This window comes from Desulfosoma profundi (genome assembly GCF_055387865.1).
Genome location: NZ_AP042420.1, coordinates 2005454 through 2023744, shown reverse-complemented (window position 1 = coordinate 2023744; position 18291 = coordinate 2005454). Strand labels below are relative to the sequence as shown.

The following is an 18291-nucleotide window of genomic DNA, read 5'->3' as shown; positions in this document are numbered from 1 at the left end:
TCGCCGTGATCATAGCGACGTCCCACGCTTTGCTGTTTCGCAACTCCCACTAAGACTTACTCCCAAGGCAAGTCTTCCTGCCTTTTCCCGCGGGTCCTTCCATTTCCCTTGTCTCGCGGCCCGTGGGCAAGCCCTTCGGCTTTAAGGAACCACCATAACAGCCGGGAGCGGCTGAGCCGGCATTTCACGCGTATTCTCGGTGCATTAGTGGCTAAAGAGGCATGTAACCGAGTATGGCGAAGCTTACTTTCGCGCTCCTGCCTGAGCCTAACTGCCTACGCGGCCAGGTCAGCCGTAAGCGAACCCTACCGACGAGGAGTCACAAATGAACCTGTGCGCCTGCGATCCAGACGTGAAAACTCCGGCCTTTGCCCTGTTTCGCGACCGCACCCTAGCGGGCTGGCACATCGTCAAGGGCGAATCACCTGAAGCCTGGCTCCCCGACATTCGCAAGATCATTCACCGGTGGCAACCTGCCAAACTAGTGATTGAAAACCAGTACCTGCCAAAAACCCGGGACGCACTGTCCCGATTCCGCTCAGTGGCCCAGTTGGTATCAGCCCGGAGCATGATCATGGCCGTGTTTATGCTTGAAGGCATCCCCAGTATCCTCGTCGAGCCTTTCGCCTGGCAACAATCCCTGGGCGGTTCCCAGCTTGGACGCCTTCAATTGAAAGATCTTTCGCGCCTCATGGCTTCATCCATTGCCTGCAAGCCTATCACCAATCACAACGTCGCGGACGCCATCAATATCGGCCACTGGTATCTGACAACCCAGCGCCGCTCAGAATGACGAAGTCTGTCCATGTCGTGAAGGACGAGGACTAAGTAGGGAGGCTTAGGGATCAAAGGCTCAACACTCAGTCTTTAGTCCTCATTCCCTTATCTATCTTCCTGAGGAAGGAGATCGGTCATGGCCAAGGCGTTTTACAGGCCGGATGAAGTGGCGGACCGCTTCGCGGTCAGCAAGCGCACCATCTATCGTCTGATCAGTGACGAAGTGCTTCGGGTCGTCCGGATCCGCGGTTGCGTTCGAATTCCCGCGGAAGAAGTGCGGCGACTGGAATCGGGGACGGAAGCCGGTGATCGGGAACCCGAAGCATGAACGATGGCACGTCGTCCATCCACGCGCTCCTGGACGGCCTGGGCGCCCAACGATCCGGTTCGGGCTGGATCGCCCGCTGCCCCGCCCACGACGACAGGAACCCCTCGCTTTCCATTCACCACAAGAACGGCCGGGTGCTGTTGCACTGTCACGCGGGCTGTCGTCAGGAGGAAGTCTTCGCGGCACTTCGCGAGCGCGGCTTGTGGCCTCTTGCCGCCGACCGTCGCCCCCGGATGGATATGACAAACTTCCGGTTCTTGCCTCCCGGCATCCCCCGATCCTGGGGCCGGGAGCCGTCCCGAAAGCACTACGTCACGCACTGGACCTACACCAGTGCCGAAGGTCGTACCCTGGGCCACGTGGTCCGCTACGAGGACGATCACGGATCCAAGGACGTGGTTCCCTTTTTCAGGCGGCGAAACGACCAGTGGAAACCCGGGGCCGCCCCGGAACCCCGGCCTCTGTACGGCCTGCACCAACTGGCGCAGAAACCCCAGGCGCCGGTCGTCGTCGCCGAAGGCGAAAAGGCGGCGGACGCCGCCGCGAGGCTCCTGCCCGATCACGTCGCAACCACCTCGCCCGGAGGATCCAACGCAGCCGAGAAAGCCGACTGGCGCCCTCTCGAAGGCCGCAACGTGCTGATCTGGCCCGACAACGACGATCCCGGCCGAAAATATGCCGTCGCCGTCTCCCGCTTGCTTCATGAAGCAGGGGCACGATCCGTTCGTGTGATCGACGTGGATGCCCTGGGCATGGGGCCTGGCGAAGATGCCGCCGACTGGCCGCCCCAGAAGCCGCTTCCGTGTCCGCTGCCGCTGGTGAGTCCCACAGAAGTGTTGATTCCATCCCAGGATGACAAACCCGCGCGTCCTTTTCCACGGTCACCTTTCCCGCTGGAAATCTTTCCTCCCGAGATCGCAGACAGCCTGCGGGAACTCGCGGCGGCCCTCGCCGCTCCCGTCGCGCCCCTTCCGGGAGCGGTGTTCGCCGTACTGGGCGCCGCCCTGGGGAGTTCCGTCGCGGTTTCACCGAAACCGGGGTGGCGAGAACCGCTCATCGTCTGGCACGGCCACATCGCCGAATCCGGCGAGAGCAAGACTCCGGCCATCGCCGAACTCACCAGGCCCCTTCGAGAAGAACAGGCACGCGAAATGGAGCGCTACCGGCATCGATACGAACAATGGGCGAACATCCCCCAGAAGGATCGCAAAGACATTCCCGAACCTCCTCCGGCGCGAACGATCTACGCCAGCGACCTCACCCTGGAGGGCCTGCGGGCCGCCCTGGAACATGGGGGTCACGGCGGCATCCTGGTGGCCCAGGACGAACTTTCGGCGATGATCACCGGCCAGGGGCAATACAAGCAGGGTCGGGGCTCCGACCGCGAAGCCTGGCTGTCGCTTTGGACCGGCATTGCCGCCCATGTGCTGCGCACGAAGGGCAACGTCTGGCTCGACAAGTCGTGCGTGTGTCTCATCGGTGGGATTCAACCGCGCGTGTTTGCCGTCACGTTCGATCCCTTGAGGCAGACCGACGGCACCCTCTTTCGGTTCTTGCTGGTTTACGAACCTCCGACCCACCGCGAGCTCGGTCCGCAAGTCTGGTCCGACGAAAGACGCGGGCAATGGGACACCATCGTTCGCCGCGCTCTGGCGTGGTCCTCCCAGCGGGACCAGCCACGCGTGATCCTTTTCAGCGATGATGCCCAGAAAGCCTTCTTCGACTGGCGCAATGACCTGGATGCCGACAAGCTGGACTTCTCTCCCATCTTTCGCGGGTTTTTGCCCAAGGCCTATGCCTACGCGCTGAGGCTCACCGGGCTGATCGCCTGCCTGCACGCGTTCACCGAAGGGCGCGAACCACCCCGGATGATCGGCCCGGACGATTTCGAACGGGGTCGCCGGGCGGTGGAGTTCTATCTGGGGCAAACCCTGGATGCCTTGACCCTGCTCGTGGACGACGAATCCTCTCCACCGGCCGAAGTCTCCGAACGCACCCTGCACCTGGCCGACACCCTCGCCGCGCTTCGCGACCAGGCCCATTCCGGGCGCCTGGCCGTGGGGCACATCCTCGATGAGTACAACAGGAATTGCCCGGCCCCATTGCGGATGAACTCCGCCCGCGCCATGGGCGCGCTCCTCAGAAGCGCCGGGCTCACGATTTCCAACTCCAGACACAACGCAAACGGCCGGATCGGAATACACTGCCTCGTTTGGGATAAGGCAACAGAACTTTTCCTGACGCGCTATATGTCCATGACGCAGTTTGTCTGCAAACAAAGTCCAGAATGTCCAGGAAGTCCAGACACCCTTATTTCATGCGGGTCTAACGGCCTGGACATGGAAGCATAGATGTCCAGAAAGTCCAGGAACCCGCGCCCTCCTGGACTTCCTGGACACGTCCGGAGCAAAGTCCAGAGCAGCAAACCCGCATGGTTGAAGCATCTCTGGACATTCTGGACTTCCTGGACTTTGTTCGTCACCCCAAGGGCAAAACCGACCCCGATGACGGAGCCGTCCGATGACCCCTGCCATGACCGACCAAACCCCACATATCTCCAAAACAGTGACAGCCGGTGCCCCACGGCGACCGGCGGATTTGATGTCGTTACAAGGTCTTCGGCATAATCGGCCACCACGGAGGGAAACGATCCATGGCGAATCAAGACCAAAGCCTGAACCAGGAAATGAATCGCTTCCGGGGCAACGTCGAAGCCCGTCTGGCCACCCTGGAACGTATCGTTTCCTACATCAAGGAAGTCCAGAACGGCGACTGGGTCAAGGTCGACCAACGGCTCGACGAATTGCGCGAGCGGATCGTGGCCCTCGAAATCGGCGTCTCCAAGTTCAAGGCGTTCGCCGCCGGTTTGTCACTTGCCGCATCTTTTCTGGCAAGCGTGGTGACCATGCTCATCAACCTTTTCATGCATCCCTGAGCAGGAGGAAACAATGGCCGTTAAAAAAGACATTGCGGAGCAACTGGCGCAGCGGTGCGGTCTTTCCCTCCCCACCGCCCGGCAAACCATCGACACCATCTTCACCGTGATTCGCGAAGCCGTGCTCGACGAAGTCGATCCGGTGGTCATCCGAGGCTTCGGAACCTTCCACCCGGTCGAACGCAAGGCCCGCACGGCACGAAATCCTCAGACCGGAGAACCCGTGGCGGTTCCGCCCAAGAAGCTCGTGCGCTTCCGGCCTTCCAAGGCGCTGGTGCACGAACTGGGTGGCGATACCGAGTAGGGTAAAACCGGCAGGTGACCACACCCCATGGGTTGCCCCGAACTCTTCAAGTACAGCCCCGGCGCGTTCTTCGCGCCGGCCCAATGCGGAAGCTGCCCGCTCCTCAAGACCGAACGCACCACCGTTCGATCCGTTGAGCTCTATTACTGCCAGAACATCGACGCCTACGCTACGTATCAAGCAACCGTGCTGAGCGTCATCGATGGAGACACCCTTCGCGTTCGGGGGCTTGGGACTCCCGAACGGGTTCGCCTGCTAGGGATCGATGCTCCGGAAAGCCAACAAGGAGAGCGCGCTGACCAGCAGTGCACCAGGCTCGGAGTCGATTTCGACACCCTGAAGATCCTGGCCAAACTCGCTATGATTCACCTTTGGAGCCTGTGTCCGAAAGGCACCTCCATAACACTGCAAACTACCGCATCCCCTCGTGATGAATACTACCGCATCCTGGCGGGCGCCTTTCAAGATGACATGTGCGTCAACCACCGCATGGTCGAAGACGGCTACGCCTTCGCCTACCAAGGATACAGCGACTGGCAAGATTACGCAGACCTGGAACAGACCGCCCAGAATGCCGGTCGCGGCATTTGGGGTGATTGCGCCGAAAGCTATTACGTCACCACGGCACGATCCTATCACCGTCCAGGTTGCTACTACGCCCAGTGGGGTTCCGGACGTGTCAATTCCCGCGAAGAAGCCGCCGCCATGGGATTTAATCCTTGCTCCAGTTGCCTGCCGGATTACCGGCGACCTTGATGAAGAAGTCCGAATCCCTGCTTGCGAGGAAACGCAACTATGGCAAGTTTCGACAAAGCCTTCGAAGTCCTACTAGAGCAAGAAGGCGGCTACACCAACAATCCAAAAGACCCCGGCGGTCCGACCAAATACGGCATCTCAAAACGCTCATATCCTCATCTGGACATCTCCACGCTGACCAGGAAAGACGCTTACAGAATCTACCTCAATGACTGGTGGGACAAAAATCGTTACGGCGACATCAACCACCAGCAAATCGCCGAAAAGGTATTCAGTCTTGCGGTCAACATGGGCGCCCGCCACGCCAATAAGCTCCTGCAAAGAGCCCTCAACACGGTCCTCAACAGTCGCCTGGCCGTAGATGGCATCATTGGGCACGAGACCCTTGACGCAGTGAACTCTTGCGACAACCCCGCTCATGTGCTCGCTGAACTCAAACTGCTCGCCATCGAGCACTACCTCCGCATCGGGAATCAGACGTTTCTCAGAGGGTGGATCCGGCGCGCCTTGGCATAGGAACTGTTAGACCATGCTCACAAAACATGCCGAAACGATTCTTAAAGAGCGCTACTTGCTAGAAGGTGAAACGCCCGACGACATGTTTCGCCGGGCCGCTAAAGCAGTGGCCAGCGCCGACAAGCTCTATGGCGCAAGCGACACTCAGGTTGAACAAACCGCAGATTGTTTCTACCGCATGATGAGCTCTCTCGATTTCCTCCCAAACTCACCTACCCTCATGAACGCCGGAACCGAACTAGGACAATTGGCGGCCTGTTTTGTTCTTCCAATCGACGATTCTATCGAAGGCATCTTCGATGCGGTAAAGCACACCGCCATTATTCAAAAAACAGGAGGTGGCACTGGTTTCTCCTTCTCGCGCCTGCGCCCCGAAGGTGATCCGGTGCAATCAACAGCAAAGGTCGCAAGCGGCCCCGTGTCCTTCATGCGCGTGTTCCACGCCGCAACGTCGGCAATCAAGCAGGGAGGAAGACGCCGGGGAGCAAACATGGCCGTCTTGCGAGTCGATCATCCTGACATCGAGAAATTCATCACGGTCAAAAATGATCCCACGGAACTCACTACGTTTAATCTGTCCGTAGCCGTCACGGATGACTTCATGAACGCCGTAAAGGATGATGCCTTCTACAACCTCGTAAATCCCCGCACCGGCGAAGTGGTCAAACAGGAGTCCAGCCGAAGAATTTTCCGCCTGATCGCCGAATCCGCCTGGCGCTCCGGAGAACCCGGCTTACTCTTCATTGATCGCATCGAGCGCGCGAATCCGACGCCGGAGCTTGGCGCTATCGAAGCCACCAACCCGTGCGGAGAAGCACCGCTCCTACCATTTGAAGCCTGCAACCTCGGATCCATCAATCTGCGCAACATGGTCAGAAACGGCAAAATCGACCGGGTTCACCTGGGAAACGTCGTCCGTAACGCCATCCATTTTCTCGACAACGTCATCGACGTGAATAAGTACCCGCTCCCGGAAATTCGCAGGGCCACCCAGGGGAACCGTAAAATCGGCCTCGGCGTCATGGGCTTCGCGGACATGCTCATAGAACTGGGCATTCCCTACGACTCCGACGACGCCGTCGAAACCGCCAGGACCATCATGCGCATGATCCGCACGCTAGCCCAAGCCACATCAGCCGAACTGGCACACCGGCGCGGCCCCTTCCCAAACTTCAGCCAATCCGCTTACGCCCATAAACGAAACGGTTCAGCGGCAAAGCTTCGCAACGCTACGACGACAACCATAGCACCCACCGGAACCATTAGCCTTATTGCCGGCTGCTCCAGCGGCATTGAACCTCTCTTTGCTGTCTCATGGCGCCGCAAGGCTCTGGACAACAGGGAACTGCACTGTGTGCATCCCGCCTTCATCCGCATGGCTCAAGATCGGGGCTTTCTCAACGACTCCCTGCTGGAAGAGATCTCTCATCAAACCTCCGTCCAGCACATCTCCGCTATCCCCGAAGACGTGCGGCGACTATTCCGTACCGCTCACGACATCGACCCGGAATGGCATCTTAGGATCCAGGCCGCCTTCCAGGAATATACCGACAACGCCGTCAGCAAAACCATCAACCTGCCCGCGAGCGCTACGATTGACGACGTGGAAAAGCTCTATCTCATGGCTTATGAGCTCACCTGCAAGGGCGTTACGGTTTACCGCGATGGCTCTAGGCAAGGCCAGGTTCTCAGCGCTGGAAACACCCGCAGTCCATCCGAACCATCGCAAACCTTAGCCATCCCCGCTCAGGTAGGGCCGCGGGAACGCCCCGCGACTACGCGCGGAGCCACCACGAGGATCAACACCGGATGCGGCAAGCTTTACGTCACGGTCAACTGCGACGAGCACGGCCCCTTCGAAGTCTTCGCCCAGATGGGAAAAGCCGGTGGGTGCCCGGCTTCCCAGATCGAGGCCGTGTGCCGCCTGATAAGCCTCGCTCTACGTTCAGGCATCCGTCCCGATGCCGTAGTCAAGCAGCTCGCAGGCATCCGCTGCCCGCTTCCTGTGTGGCACGACGGCCGGCAGATACTTTCCTGCGCCGACGCCATCTCTATAGTGCTATCTCCTACCCGCAGTGTCCATGCAGGTAGCCAAAACAGCCAGGCAGGCCCCTTCCAGCCTGTCTGCCCAAGATGCGGAACAGTCTTAACCGCCTCTGAAGGCTGCTTCCTATGTCTCCAATGTGGTTTCAGCCGCTGTTCGTAAACCAATCACCAAAGGGCTCGCCGATGACCAGACCCAAGCTCCAAAAAGGCGATGAGTTCGCAACCCGGAACCCAATGTGGCTCGGCCGCATCATCACCTTTTCCCAAAAGATCAAGGCCATCGACAATGAAGCGACATACTCCCATGCTGGCATCATCATCAACGAAGACGGCACAACCCTAGAAGCCCTCTGGACGGTCAAGTCACAGAACCTTTGGCAAGCTTACCAGGGACAACACATCCTCATTGTACGCAACAAGTACATGTCCAACAGCGTTTTCACCGCAGGCTACAACAAAATCAAAAAACATATAGGGCAGATTTACCCCTTCCACAGGCTCGTATTTCATCTGCTGGGGATTGCCAAGTTTATTCACTGGCGCCGCCTAGTATGCTCAGAGCTCGTAGCCAAATTCGAAGCAGGTTGCGCCGAGTACCTATCCCAAACCCTCGGCCTTGACAGTAAAGGATTCCTGCGCAACTGGTACGGCGTCAACCCTGATCACCTCGCCGACCGCTGGCTGCTCTCCAAATACTATGACGTGGTTTACCAGGGCATCATCCAGCCCGACGACTCCCAGCCCGTCTCACAAGATGCTCCCAGCCCTATCAGCGCACCTCACTCCGCCTTAGATACAAACTACCCCGACTTACAGCTCAACGCTTAGAAAAGGGGAGGGGACTACAGGGGAGGGGATAAGTATTAGTGGAATAAGCCATGATGGAACCCTACCAGCAACACCATATCCGTAATGGCTTGATGGCCGCACGTTACGCCTTGATCTACCTCAGTCGGATCCTCGAACTCGATGTCGATCATCCGGGATACCACTACTTGCACGAAGCACTGAATCAGCTTCAACGCATAGCCCAAGTTATCGATCCAAACAACAGCGGGGACCGCCTATGACCAAGGAAAAACCCTTTAAGCCCGTCTTCATAGAAGCTCGGGATCTGGACGACGCCTGGTTTCAATTGCTCTGGAACCTGCGCGAATTCGGCCGTGGATACACAGTCAGTTCCGGAAGCTATGCAGGCGAAAAGAGGCTCGCCTTTGATTACGCCGCGGGATTCATTCATTACCCACACACTAGGCCACTGGCTCCTAGAATGCCGGAAAACTCCCCACTGCCGCCGCCTACGACCGATGAAGAAATCGAAAAGTACTTTACCCACTATCTTATGGATTCGAATCTGGCAAAGAACGAACATTACCGGTACGCAACCTGGATCACTGGCGGGAAATACCGATTACCTACACGAATCCTAATCGGCTCCGACATTGCGCTGAACGTTTATCACGAGCCAATCATTTATGTTCCCAACGCAGTTGAATGGCTTATTCGCCATTTCCGGGATCACGGCCACGAAAATGAACATGGATACATTACCGTAGGCTACCCGGAATCCAACCTGGCCTATGATAAGGACTACCACCAAGACACTGAACGGCCGACGTCACCCTGTCTTCGAGGACTGGATTTTCGAATCGTCGAAGGTAGGCTATTCACACACGTGATCTACCGCTCATGGGATCTCGTTTCCGGCTGGCCCACCAACATGGGAGGCTTCGCCCTACTGAACCAATACATCGCCCACGAAGTTGGAGTCGAGCCGGGACCCCTGTCCTTTTCGTGCAAGAGTCTCCATGCCTATGGGTTCGCCTTAGATTACCTTCACGCAAGGCTCGGGAAGAACCAGCATGAATTTTAGCATGGACTCCGTTATCACCATTTTCCAGCAATGCCATGTTTGTGGGCATAGCCGGATCATCACCCGGCTGGTCATGGAAACAACAGATCTCGGGCAATGTCCCCACTGCGGTGCCGGCTGGATCCGAACGCTCAGAATCAGGGTTGAAACGGATGAGGAAAACTCCTGCACACTTCGGTCCTAAATGCGGGCTCGCTCCCATGCCCGGGATCAAGGCGGGCAAATGGCAAAGATAAAGGTCTCCGTAACGCCGCAGGCTTTGGATGACCTCATCAAAGAAGCCATCGAGTTTCTGAGGGAAAACGAACCCGAAGAAGGCTACTTCATGGCCTTTTCCGGCGGCAAGGACAGCATCGTGACTCTCAGGCTCACCCACATGGCCGGCGTGCGAAACCGGGCGTATTACTCCGTCTCCGGGATCGATCCTCCCGAGGTCGTCCGTTACATCAAGCACTTTCATCCCGAAGTCCAGTTCCTTCATCCCCCCATGAGCTTTTACAAGGCCATCGAAAAGAAGTTCCCGCCCCTTCGGAGCAAACGCTGGTGTTGCGACATTCTGCGAAAATATCCTTCGAGAAGGATCCCGCTGAAACATCGGATCATGGGAATCCGGGCCGAAGAATCGCCCCGGCGTGCGAAGCGGCCCCGGATCGACTACAACAAGCGGGAGAAGACCTGGATCTACAAGCCGATTTTCGACTGGAAGGAATGGGCGCTGTGGGAATTCATCGAACGTTTTCGTCTGCCCTATTCCGTTCTTTACGAAGAAGGCTGGGATCGGGTCGGCTGTGTGGTTTGTCCCTTCATCTGTTCCGCGAACATGGCCCACGTCCGCCGCAACAAAGCTCGATGGCCGGGCATCTACAAGGCCTTCGAACATGCCGTCAGCCGCTGGTTCGAAGCGCGCAAGGCCCAAGGCGGGCAATTCAAAGAAGCAACGGCGGAAGAATACTTGGAAAGCTGGTATCGGGGGATAAGCTGATCATGCGGCGGTGGCGCTCGGGCCGGCTTCGGGCAAGGGCCGTGCCAGGCCCTGTACCAGGGCCACGCCAGTCGGGGCCTGTCACGGCCCTTGCACTCACCCGGCCCTCGCGGGGGTACTTACGCAGCGCGCCGAAAGGCGGCCACTCCATCGCCAGGCGCCATGGCATTGGATCGGCGCGCTGCGTGGTGGAAGGTTTTGCTGACGCAAAAGCACGCGGCCAGTCGTCTCTGGATCGTCCCTGAGGGCCGCGTGCACCGTCGCCCGCGTCCTTCGCCGGCAGTCCGTCACACTCCGGTGGGCGCGGCCTCCTCTGGCTGGCAAGTCTCGTGCCGTCCAAGCTTTCCGGCACACCGCTTGCGCAATCTGGGTAGTCAGGCACTGTGAGGGCAAGCGGTGTGCCGGGCTTGTCCGGCACTCGCCTTGCAGGCCAGAGATCCGCGCTACCGCACCGCACGCACAGCTCCTCTCATTGTACCATGGCCTCCGCCCCATGCATTCAAGGGGCAAGGGCTCCGCAAAAAATCTTCCTTTTTTTTGGCCTTCGGCTTGCAAAACACATCCGTAGCACTTCAGTCCGCCGGGCACGCCATGCAGTTGCACAAGCTTTCCGGTCACGCTGGTCGGGCAAGCCTCGGCCAAAAAAAAGAGTATTTTTTGCTCCGCCGCATGGCACTAAGGGCTGCCCCGTCCCTTAAGGCCGTGGCAGCCCAAGTGCCATGCCCCCTTGAGTGCACGGGTCCCCTCCATGGTGGGGGTGGGTGTTTTGTTTGTTGGTTTTGTCGTTCACCCTTGCCATAGGAGGTGCGTCATGTCTCGCTACGTTGCCGTTATCGGTTCGCGGTCGTTGCCGCCTGCGTGGGCTTCGCAGGTGTGCATGGTTGTCGGTTGTCTTTCCCAGCGCGGTTTCGGTGTGGGCACTGGCGGTGCCATCGGGGCTGATTTGTTCGCCCTGCGTGCCGTCGTTGCCAGTGGTTCGGCGCTTTGCGCTCGGTCGGTTGTTTATCTTCCCGGCAGTGTTTCTCAGGCGCCCCGGGCTTGTCAGCCAGCTCTTGCTTCGTTTGCGGCGGCTGGCGGGCGCGTCGTGGAAGGTCCCGCTAAAGTGGGGTCCTCCAGGCGCGTGTTCGTTTCCGCTTTGTTTGCCCGTTCCCGGGCTTTGGTTGCCGGCTCTTCCGGTGTTGTCGCGTTTGTCTCGGGTCCTTCCCGCGGTACTTGGTACACATGCCGTCTTGCCGCCCGCCGTGGGTTGCCGGTCGTTGTTTTTCCGGTTGGTGGGCCTAGGTCGCTTGTCTCCCTCGGTTGTGGTTCGTGGGCTCCAGTGGGCATTTGGCCCGGGGCGTTTCGGTGGGTGCCGTCGGTGCCCTACGGCACCCGTTGTCGCCACGGCGTGTTGGTTCAGCACTGCACCGTGGAGTTGCCGCCTAACCGGTCATCATAGAGCTTTCCTACCGGGCGGCGGGCCTTCGGCCCGCCTGCCCGGTAGTTTCGATTTTCGTCTGAAAAGTGGAAACATCATTCACAGACACGGACAAAGAGGGAAAAGAAAGGAGGCTGTCATGAAGCTCACATCAAGTGAATACTGGCCCGAATACTTCACCGATTGCCGGTCGGTCGACGAAGCCTTGAATCTCAACTCTGATCATTGGCCGCGTTTCGCTCGGCAGCTGGACCGGGAGGTCTTCGAACACATCCCGGCAAACAGCGACACAGTGCTTGTTCCTCACTACGTTTTCGACACCTGCCCGCGGCATCTCAAACTGGAGTTCATCGCCAAACAGGCTCGATGCTCCTTCGCCGAAGCCAAGAATCTTGCCGACGCCCTGCACATCCTCGACGCCGACGAGAAGCTTGCCAAGGAAGTCTGCCGCTGGGCTCGCGTCCGGGGTGTGGAAGCAACCTTAAGGTACTTGCACAAGTTCCTGGTTGCCATTGCCGAAGCGGAAACCCCCGATCCAGACCCTCAAAACGACGAAGAACCCCTCGTCGGCGATCAGCGCATCAAGGCTGTCGAAGAGATGACGGACAATGAGCTCCGAAAAGAACTGAAGAACCGCGGAGTCTTCGGCTACGAGCGGATGCTTCGCCATGAGCTGGAGCGGGAAGTCACCAAGCTGGACCAGGCCGAACAGGACGCAGAATACCAGGAACCGGACACGATCGCTTATCACCGCCTGGGCGACGACGGCTCGCCCGACTGGCTCTCCCAGCAACCGCACTGGTTCCAAAAACTCATCGCCGACGTTCGCGCCTGCCCGGATCTGGACCGCCTAAAACGCTATGGGAAGGCCGTCTTCGCCTCGAATCTCACCGGCGATCGCGCTAGCGTCTTCTGGTCATACTACAACGCCAGGAAATCATTCCTGCAAAGCAAGTTGCATCTTTCCGCCAAAGCCCAAGCCTGTATCTCGCGCTTACAGCAGCTCGAAACACCTCAACAAATTGCCCGCGCTGGCAAGGCTTTATACCGACTGCCCAAAGCGACCTTTAGGCCCCACGAGTGGACCGCCATCTGGGCCACCTATAGGAATGTCAAGGCACAGCGCCGTCATGCCGCATGACGGCCCCGGCGCCTCTCCAATCAGCCCGTAATTCGATTTTCGTCTGTCTAACATGATGACGAAGTCTGTCTATGCAGGTGACGGTGGGCCGCTCGCACAGGTGCCGGTGTCGTTCGGAACCAGCGTCACCCCGGTGATTATAAAGCAGGTTTCCTCTGTTGTTGCTCGGACCGCACGTCAATCAGCGCTTCTCGCATCCTTTCGAAGATATCCGTTGCTTGGGAGACGCTAAGATCTCCGCGGTCCACCTTTAGGCACAGTCCAATCCTCAAAGCGTGCAGAGCCTGCAACTCCATATCTTCGGGATGTTTACGAACAAGTTTCTCCCACTGCTGGTAGGCTGCCGGGTCGTGACAGTAGTTCTTCACTTGTTCCTCGCCGCTGGTCGGACCGCACAGTAGAAGAATGAGGATGGCCGTCAATAAACAAGGCCGAGGCATTGGTCTCTCCTTTCGCCTTAGGTAGCCGCAAAAGGATGCTGGCGCCGGATGAACGTGGTTCCCGACCACGCGGTCCGGCAAACGACCTGTGGTCCCATTAACGCGGGAAAGGAGGTGATAGCAAGCTCAATGCGCGTTTTTTAGAGAGACTTCGTCTTACCGGTATTTCACACTCCATGACGAAATCTCTCTAAGCGTCTCCCGTAGTCCTCTCCCCTCTTTAACCCTCAACCCTAAAGGAGAAAGCCGATGAAGAAACTCATAGTCTTGGTCATGTTTACCGTCCTTTGTGCCGTAGCCTTCAACGCAACGGCCGCCGATGTTCTCCTGGAAGCAAAGGTCACTAACATCATCACAAAGACGGACAAGAACGGCAACCCATATGCAGTTCTTATTATTGAAGAACAGCGCGAACTCAATGGTGTCACTTACACCGCTGAAGTTATCGCTACAGCGTTCCGCTCGGCCTACCAGCAAGCATCAACAATCACGCCCGGAGACACAGTGAAGATGATCGCCTCCAAGCGGTCTTATAATGGCGACATCACCTACACCGTCCGGGCCTTGGTGAAAAAGCCATGAGGCTCCTGAGATGGTGGAAAAAGACCCTGTCCGCTCTCGTGCTCTACCTTTCCGTCGTGGGCCTCGTGACGTTTACGCTCTTCATCCTGGAAGAATCCATCCAGATGGCGACATTTGGCTCCTGGCCCGCCCAGCAGGCCAAGGACTGGCGCACAGCCCTTGCCGCCTGCGATCAGATCCGCACCGTCAACCGCATACTCAAGGTCATTAACTACTCCGTAGGCTGGATCCAGCCGCTCGCCTTCCTGTCGTACTGGGCCTATGCACGATCTACCGACATCTACATCGCAGGATTAGAAGCCAAGATCTTTGCCAATGCGCCGGAACTCTTCGCCGGGCGCACGGTGACATTCACCTTTGTGCCCTGCTCACAGGAGAAAACACCTTCCGGGTTTCTTTCCAGAAACGGTCGCATATCCGTCTTTTCCGCGGAACCCATGCCGGTAGGGGTGCCCTGCCTGGTCACTGGAAAAGTGATGAGGCCCGAGGGCTATGACGAAGTCTGTCCATAGAGCAGCCGGAAGGACATAAGTCTATCTCCATGGCTGGCCTGGCCGCGGCGGACCCGGCAGGCGGGGATTCAGTTTCCGTCTGACCGGGGCGAAAGCGGCGCGCGGACGCGCGCGAGGACTGAGTCTCTCTCCTGACCCCTCGGTCCTCATCACTCATCACTCATCACTTTCTATGGAGGTGTAACATGCTCAATTCCGTAACCATTGCAGGAAATCTCGGTCAGGATCCAGACGTGCGCTACTCGGCGGACGGTGTACCCGTCACTACCCTCAGCATCGCCGTGAGCGAATTCCGGCGCAACTCCGACAGCGGCGATCTCACCAAGATCACACACTGGTTCCGTGCCGTTGCCTTCGGCCGGACCGCTGAGGTGGCCGCCGAATATCTGCGCAAGGGCTCCAAGGTAGCGATCCAAGGAGCCCTAGTGCAACGCACCTGGCAGGACCAATACGGCAACAATCGAAGCACGGTCGAGATCCGCGTCAACCAACTGGAATTCCTGACTGCGAACGCGGACATGATTAACGGCGAGCAACCTCGACAGCCTGCCCGAAACACCCAGACCAAGGAAGATCACCAACTGTCACCCGTACCACCCCGGGAGCCGGTATCGCTGCCCGATGATGACATTCCATTCTAGGCGATGACGAAGTCTGTCTATGATGAGTCTTTCTAGGACGAAGTCCCGCCACGTCTCCCCACTCAGTCTTCATCCCTCGTCACTACTGCCTTGAAGGAGGAAATCATGCCGTACCTCAAGAAATATCTCCATGCCGGCTATCCGTCGATCCTCGTGGTAACCCAGGAACCGCATCGGGCCGAACGTCTGCTTCCGTGCGAAGGCTGGTCCTTTTTCGCCTGGGATTGCCTGCGCGGAATCCGAGTCGTCGGATCGACCCAGGCCCTGGACGAAGTGCGCGATCCCGTAGAAGCCATCAACTGGCTTCGTACCCGCCAGGACACGGTGCTCCTGGCCCACAACCTACATCTTTTCTTGGATAGCCCTGAGGTTGTGCAGGCCATCCAAAATGGGGTTGAACGCTGGAAGGGCACCGGCTGCTGCCTGGTGATGATCTCACCAGTCGTGTCGGCCGTTGGTTCGCATCCTGAAATCGAAAAGCTTTTCCACGTGATTGATCTGCCCTTACCGGACGAATCACAACTGTATGCCATGCAGGTCGAGCTCGCCGAAGGCATCTCAGGAGATCAAACACAGCTCAAAGTCTTGCCAGACCCCATGACAGCCGCGGCCGCCAAAGGCCTCACAGAATTCGAGGCGGAAACGGCCTTTTCCTTGTCACTCATTGAACAGGGCCGCTTTGACCACCGGATCATCGCCGAAGTGAAAGCCCAGATGATCCGAAAGAGCGGCCTGATGGAGTTTTGGCAACCCGAACTCATCGAAAACGTTGGCGGCCTTGACAACCTGAAAGCCTACATTCGCAACCGCGCCATCGCTTTTCAGCCGGGAAATGAACACCTGCCGCGCCCCAAGGGCATTTTGCTGGTCGGGATTCCAGGAACAGGGAAAAGCCTGGCATGCAAGGCAACAGCCTCAATCCTCGGCTGGCCCCTGATCCGCCTCGACATTGGGGCTTTAAAAACTCCCCTGGTCGGCGAGTCGGAACAGCGGATGCGGCAGGCTACCCGCATCATTGATGCTTTCGGTGAAGCCGTGATCTGGCTCGACGAAGTGGAAAAAGCCCTGGCCGGGGCCCAATCGAGCGGTCAGACGGACGCCGGCACAACCGCCGCCATGTTCGGCCACTTCCTCAACTGGATGCAGGAAACCACAGCTCCCGTGCTCATCATGGCTACGGCCAACAACATCTCTCAACTGCCTCCGGAATTCCTCCGTGCCGGCCGCTTCGATGCCATCTTCTTCGTCGATCTCCCAAGCCAGCCCGAACAAAGCGAGATCATTGCCATTATGAACCGCCGATACGGGACCGAAATTCCTGAGTCATACAGCGAGAAGCTAGATGGTTTTACCGGGGCCGAAATTGAACAATTAGCTAAAGACGCGCTCTTCGACGGGCTCGATGCCGCCATGTCCAACATCGTACCGCTGTCCCGCACCATGCGAGAAGAAATCAACGCGCTTCGCGAGTGGGCCAAAACCCGGGCTCGGCTGGCCAACACCGCTGAAGCGCATACCCCTGCAAGCCGGAAGGTGCGCCGACTGGCCTGTAGCGAGTGCTGAGAACTGAGCGTTGAGTCGTCAGACCGAGTCCTCAGGACCGTCACACAAAGTAAGGATGTGAGCTATGCCTAAGAACCATATCTGCAGACACATCATCAAGCGGGCGTATCGGAACAGTCCCTTCTTTCCGTTCGCCGCAGCCACCGGACACGCCATCGCCCTTCACGGGCGCCAGCCCAAGGTGGTTGCTACCCTGAAAGCCCTTTGGGCGATCTACGTGCGAGAACAATTCGACAGACGCAACCAGGCGGGGTCCTTTTTGGAGTTCATCCGCCGTTGCGAAGGTAGAGCCCCTAAATGTTGACTGATTCAATCATGGGCATAGTGGAGGAAACTATCCATGCTTTTCATCGCATTTAACCTCAAAGATTTTCACAAGGAATCAAGCCGTGACGGTGTTCGCTTCCGCGTTATTGAAGCCCGGTCCCTGAAACACGCCAAGGAATTCATGAGCCGGGACCGTGAGGGAGCCTAGGCGGTGGTCCCCAAAAGGACCTTCGACAAAGGCATCGTGTTGAAAACATGAGGACCGAGCACTGAGTCGTCACACTCGGTCCTCAGCGCTGTGGAGGAGAAGGGGTCATGAGCCACGTTGCGAAGATCGAATTGGAAGTGACCGATCTGTGTGCCCTGAAATCGGCCTGCCGCGACCTGGGCCTGGTCTTCCGTGAAGATCAGAAAACCTACGCGTGGTACGGCTCTTGGGTAGGAAATTACCCGCTCCCGGAGGGCCTCACTGCGGAAGACCTGGGGAAATGCGACCATGCCATCCTGGTTCCCGGCGCCCGTTATGAAATCGGAGTCGTTCGGCGTGGCGGCAAATATCATCTGCTTTGGGACCCATGGCATGCGGGAGGACTCGAACAGGTCCTTGGTCCCAACGCCTGCCGCCTGAAACAAGCTTACGCCCGCTCCCGGGTTCTCACCGAAGCGCGCCGCCGAGGGTACATGGTTCAGGAAAAGCGGACCCCGCAGGGTCTAAGGCTGACCCTGATAAAGTGATGTATCAAAGGAGTAAAGCCGATGGCAAACAAACCCTTCGTTGGAGATGAGCCCCGCACCGACCTTGTCCCTATCCGACAGGCGTACTTCAGTCGCGAGTTCTGGTCGAAATGGGGCCGAATGAGTGAACGGGATCGTGCCGCCTATCTCCTTGGCTGGTCCCAGGAACTAGACCTCGCGGTGAAACGGTGCGAGGAGAGTATCGAGCAAATAGAAGAACGCATCGCCTGCCTGGAGGATCAATCATGACGAAGTCTCTCTATAAGGAAATCGTAATCGATATTTTGGACAACGGCGAAATCAAGATAGAGACCCGCGGCTTCACCGGTAAGGCATGCCTGGAAGAATCCCAGTTCCTGAAAGATCTTCTCGGTAGGGAAACCGCGCGTCAACTCACTCCGGCTTACTACCAACGAGATCAACGCGCAGTCGTCAAACGGCATCTTCCTTTGTGCGGTTAAGGCTAAGGAGGACTG

General features: G+C 58.0%; 24 protein-coding genes. 23 read left to right on the top strand and 1 reads right to left on the bottom strand.

Features of this window, described 5'->3' with window-relative positions; all coding sequences use genetic code 11:
* The first annotated feature begins 325 nt into the window (after positions 1-325).
* From ACZ5K9_RS08730 to ACZ5K9_RS08665, 14 genes are all read left to right on the top strand, one after another.
* Positions 326-793: a RuvC family protein gene (locus ACZ5K9_RS08730; RefSeq protein WP_464270951.1), complete on the top strand. Its 468-nt coding sequence runs from the start codon at positions 326-328 to the stop codon at positions 791-793.
* 120 nt (positions 794-913) lie between these two features.
* Positions 914-1105 (top strand): helix-turn-helix domain-containing protein, encoded by a 192-nt coding sequence (locus tag ACZ5K9_RS08725; RefSeq protein WP_464270950.1) that lies wholly within the window; start codon positions 914-916, stop codon positions 1103-1105.
* Entirely contained in the window at positions 1102-3456 is a 2355-nt protein-coding gene (locus ACZ5K9_RS08720) for a DUF3987 domain-containing protein (RefSeq protein ID WP_464270949.1), read from the top strand. Before ACZ5K9_RS08725 ends, ACZ5K9_RS08720 begins: the two co-directional genes overlap by 4 nt.
* A 302-nt stretch (positions 3457-3758) precedes the next feature.
* On the top strand, positions 3759-4040 hold the full coding sequence (locus ACZ5K9_RS08715; protein WP_464270948.1) for a hypothetical protein: 282 nt from the start codon (positions 3759-3761) through the stop codon (positions 4038-4040).
* Positions 4041-4053: 13 nt separating this feature from the next.
* A complete protein-coding gene (locus ACZ5K9_RS08710) occupies positions 4054-4344 on the top strand; it encodes an HU family DNA-binding protein (RefSeq protein WP_464270947.1) in 291 nt (96 codons plus the stop codon).
* A gap of 27 nt (positions 4345-4371) precedes the next feature.
* Positions 4372-5100, top strand: a complete 729-nt coding sequence (locus tag ACZ5K9_RS08705; protein ID WP_464270946.1) for a thermonuclease family protein — start codon at positions 4372-4374, stop codon at positions 5098-5100.
* Between the two features lie 39 nt (positions 5101-5139).
* The gene (locus ACZ5K9_RS08700; RefSeq protein ID WP_464270945.1) at positions 5140-5616 is read left to right on the top strand and encodes a glycoside hydrolase family 108 protein; all 477 of its coding nucleotides are present in this window, start codon (positions 5140-5142) and stop codon (positions 5614-5616) included.
* A gap of 13 nt (positions 5617-5629) precedes the next feature.
* Positions 5630-7822, top strand: a complete 2193-nt coding sequence (locus ACZ5K9_RS08695; protein ID WP_464270944.1) for a vitamin B12-dependent ribonucleotide reductase — start codon at positions 5630-5632, stop codon at positions 7820-7822.
* 23 nt (positions 7823-7845) lie between these two features.
* On the top strand, positions 7846-8490 hold the full coding sequence (locus tag ACZ5K9_RS08690; RefSeq protein ID WP_464270943.1) for a hypothetical protein: 645 nt from the start codon (positions 7846-7848) through the stop codon (positions 8488-8490).
* A 50-nt stretch (positions 8491-8540) separates the two neighbouring features.
* The gene (locus tag ACZ5K9_RS08685) at positions 8541-8732 is read left to right on the top strand and encodes a hypothetical protein (protein WP_464270942.1); all 192 of its coding nucleotides are present in this window, start codon (positions 8541-8543) and stop codon (positions 8730-8732) included.
* Positions 8729-9535, top strand: a complete 807-nt coding sequence (locus tag ACZ5K9_RS08680; protein ID WP_464270941.1) for a thymidylate synthase — start codon at positions 8729-8731, stop codon at positions 9533-9535. Before ACZ5K9_RS08685 ends, ACZ5K9_RS08680 begins: the two co-directional genes overlap by 4 nt.
* Before the next feature lie 223 nt (positions 9536-9758).
* Complete coding sequence (locus ACZ5K9_RS08675; RefSeq protein ID WP_464270940.1) at positions 9759-10517, top strand: phosphoadenosine phosphosulfate reductase domain-containing protein; 759 nt, start codon at positions 9759-9761, stop codon at positions 10515-10517.
* 748 nt (positions 10518-11265) lie between these two features.
* The gene (locus tag ACZ5K9_RS08670; RefSeq protein WP_464270939.1) at positions 11266-11955 is read left to right on the top strand and encodes a DNA-processing protein DprA; all 690 of its coding nucleotides are present in this window, start codon (positions 11266-11268) and stop codon (positions 11953-11955) included.
* A 118-nt stretch (positions 11956-12073) separates the two neighbouring features.
* Positions 12074-13075, top strand: coding sequence for a hypothetical protein (locus tag ACZ5K9_RS08665; protein WP_464270938.1), 1002 nt, complete (start codon positions 12074-12076; stop codon positions 13073-13075).
* A gap of 137 nt (positions 13076-13212) precedes the next feature.
* On the opposite strand, the gene ACZ5K9_RS08660 is transcribed toward ACZ5K9_RS08665, so the two are convergent.
* Positions 13213-13515, bottom strand: coding sequence for a hypothetical protein (locus ACZ5K9_RS08660; RefSeq protein ID WP_464270937.1), 303 nt, complete (start codon positions 13513-13515; stop codon positions 13213-13215).
* Between the two features lie 249 nt (positions 13516-13764).
* On the opposite strand from ACZ5K9_RS08660, the gene ACZ5K9_RS08655 reads away from it, so the two are divergent.
* From ACZ5K9_RS08655 to ACZ5K9_RS08615, 9 genes are all read left to right on the top strand, one after another.
* Positions 13765-14097, top strand: a complete 333-nt coding sequence (locus ACZ5K9_RS08655) for a hypothetical protein (RefSeq protein WP_464270936.1) — start codon at positions 13765-13767, stop codon at positions 14095-14097.
* Positions 14094-14609, top strand: coding sequence for a hypothetical protein (locus ACZ5K9_RS08650; protein WP_464270935.1), 516 nt, complete (start codon positions 14094-14096; stop codon positions 14607-14609). The genes ACZ5K9_RS08655 and ACZ5K9_RS08650 overlap by 4 nt, the downstream gene beginning before the upstream one ends.
* 185 nt (positions 14610-14794) lie before the next feature.
* Complete coding sequence (ssb, locus tag ACZ5K9_RS08645) at positions 14795-15250, top strand: single-stranded DNA-binding protein (RefSeq protein ID WP_464270934.1); 456 nt, start codon at positions 14795-14797, stop codon at positions 15248-15250.
* Positions 15251-15622: 372 nt separating this feature from the next.
* Positions 15623-16813: an AAA family ATPase gene (locus ACZ5K9_RS08640; RefSeq protein WP_464270933.1), complete on the top strand. Its 1191-nt coding sequence runs from the start codon at positions 15623-15625 to the stop codon at positions 16811-16813.
* A 64-nt stretch (positions 16814-16877) separates the two neighbouring features.
* Positions 16878-17117: a hypothetical protein gene (locus ACZ5K9_RS08635; RefSeq protein WP_464270932.1), complete on the top strand. Its 240-nt coding sequence runs from the start codon at positions 16878-16880 to the stop codon at positions 17115-17117.
* Positions 17118-17153: 36 nt separating this feature from the next.
* The gene (locus ACZ5K9_RS08630; protein WP_464270931.1) at positions 17154-17288 is read left to right on the top strand and encodes a hypothetical protein; all 135 of its coding nucleotides are present in this window, start codon (positions 17154-17156) and stop codon (positions 17286-17288) included.
* Positions 17289-17395: 107 nt separating this feature from the next.
* Positions 17396-17815, top strand: a complete 420-nt coding sequence (locus ACZ5K9_RS08625; RefSeq protein WP_464270930.1) for a DUF1257 domain-containing protein — start codon at positions 17396-17398, stop codon at positions 17813-17815.
* A 21-nt stretch (positions 17816-17836) separates the two neighbouring features.
* Complete coding sequence (locus ACZ5K9_RS08620; RefSeq protein ID WP_464270929.1) at positions 17837-18064, top strand: hypothetical protein; 228 nt, start codon at positions 17837-17839, stop codon at positions 18062-18064.
* Positions 18061-18276 (top strand): DUF2997 domain-containing protein, encoded by a 216-nt coding sequence (locus tag ACZ5K9_RS08615; protein WP_464270928.1) that lies wholly within the window; start codon positions 18061-18063, stop codon positions 18274-18276. The genes ACZ5K9_RS08620 and ACZ5K9_RS08615 overlap by 4 nt, the downstream gene beginning before the upstream one ends.
* Positions 18277-18291: the final 15 nt, after the last annotated feature.

Excerpts from the sequence above, each read along its gene's own strand:
- ACZ5K9_RS08730 (WP_464270951.1), top strand. The coding sequence starts at position 326 with ATGAACCTGTGCGCCTGCGATCCAGACGTGAAAACTCCGGCCTTTGCC.
- ACZ5K9_RS08725 (WP_464270950.1), top strand. The coding sequence starts at position 914 with ATGGCCAAGGCGTTTTACAGGCCGGATGAAGTGGCGGACCGCTTCGCG.
- ACZ5K9_RS08720 (WP_464270949.1), top strand. The coding sequence starts at position 1,102 with ATGAACGATGGCACGTCGTCCATCCACGCGCTCCTGGACGGCCTGGGC.
- ACZ5K9_RS08715 (WP_464270948.1), top strand. The coding sequence starts at position 3,759 with ATGGCGAATCAAGACCAAAGCCTGAACCAGGAAATGAATCGCTTCCGG.
- ACZ5K9_RS08710 (WP_464270947.1), top strand. The coding sequence starts at position 4,054 with ATGGCCGTTAAAAAAGACATTGCGGAGCAACTGGCGCAGCGGTGCGGT.
- ACZ5K9_RS08705 (WP_464270946.1), top strand. The coding sequence starts at position 4,372 with ATGGGTTGCCCCGAACTCTTCAAGTACAGCCCCGGCGCGTTCTTCGCG.
- ACZ5K9_RS08700 (WP_464270945.1), top strand. The coding sequence starts at position 5,140 with ATGGCAAGTTTCGACAAAGCCTTCGAAGTCCTACTAGAGCAAGAAGGC.
- ACZ5K9_RS08695 (WP_464270944.1), top strand. The coding sequence starts at position 5,630 with ATGCTCACAAAACATGCCGAAACGATTCTTAAAGAGCGCTACTTGCTA.
- ACZ5K9_RS08690 (WP_464270943.1), top strand. The coding sequence starts at position 7,846 with ATGACCAGACCCAAGCTCCAAAAAGGCGATGAGTTCGCAACCCGGAAC.
- ACZ5K9_RS08685 (WP_464270942.1), top strand. The coding sequence starts at position 8,541 with ATGATGGAACCCTACCAGCAACACCATATCCGTAATGGCTTGATGGCC.
- ACZ5K9_RS08680 (WP_464270941.1), top strand. The coding sequence starts at position 8,729 with ATGACCAAGGAAAAACCCTTTAAGCCCGTCTTCATAGAAGCTCGGGAT.
- ACZ5K9_RS08675 (WP_464270940.1), top strand. The coding sequence starts at position 9,759 with ATGGCAAAGATAAAGGTCTCCGTAACGCCGCAGGCTTTGGATGACCTC.
- ACZ5K9_RS08670 (WP_464270939.1), top strand. The coding sequence starts at position 11,266 with ATGGTGGGGGTGGGTGTTTTGTTTGTTGGTTTTGTCGTTCACCCTTGC.
- ACZ5K9_RS08665 (WP_464270938.1), top strand. The coding sequence starts at position 12,074 with ATGAAGCTCACATCAAGTGAATACTGGCCCGAATACTTCACCGATTGC.
- ACZ5K9_RS08660 (WP_464270937.1), bottom strand. The coding sequence starts at position 13,515 with ATGCCTCGGCCTTGTTTATTGACGGCCATCCTCATTCTTCTACTGTGC.
- ACZ5K9_RS08655 (WP_464270936.1), top strand. The coding sequence starts at position 13,765 with ATGAAGAAACTCATAGTCTTGGTCATGTTTACCGTCCTTTGTGCCGTA.
- ACZ5K9_RS08650 (WP_464270935.1), top strand. The coding sequence starts at position 14,094 with ATGAGGCTCCTGAGATGGTGGAAAAAGACCCTGTCCGCTCTCGTGCTC.
- ssb (WP_464270934.1), top strand. The coding sequence starts at position 14,795 with ATGCTCAATTCCGTAACCATTGCAGGAAATCTCGGTCAGGATCCAGAC.
- ACZ5K9_RS08635 (WP_464270932.1), top strand. The coding sequence starts at position 16,878 with ATGCCTAAGAACCATATCTGCAGACACATCATCAAGCGGGCGTATCGG.
- ACZ5K9_RS08630 (WP_464270931.1), top strand. The coding sequence starts at position 17,154 with ATGCTTTTCATCGCATTTAACCTCAAAGATTTTCACAAGGAATCAAGC.
- ACZ5K9_RS08625 (WP_464270930.1), top strand. The coding sequence starts at position 17,396 with ATGAGCCACGTTGCGAAGATCGAATTGGAAGTGACCGATCTGTGTGCC.
- ACZ5K9_RS08620 (WP_464270929.1), top strand. The coding sequence starts at position 17,837 with ATGGCAAACAAACCCTTCGTTGGAGATGAGCCCCGCACCGACCTTGTC.
- ACZ5K9_RS08615 (WP_464270928.1), top strand. The coding sequence starts at position 18,061 with ATGACGAAGTCTCTCTATAAGGAAATCGTAATCGATATTTTGGACAAC.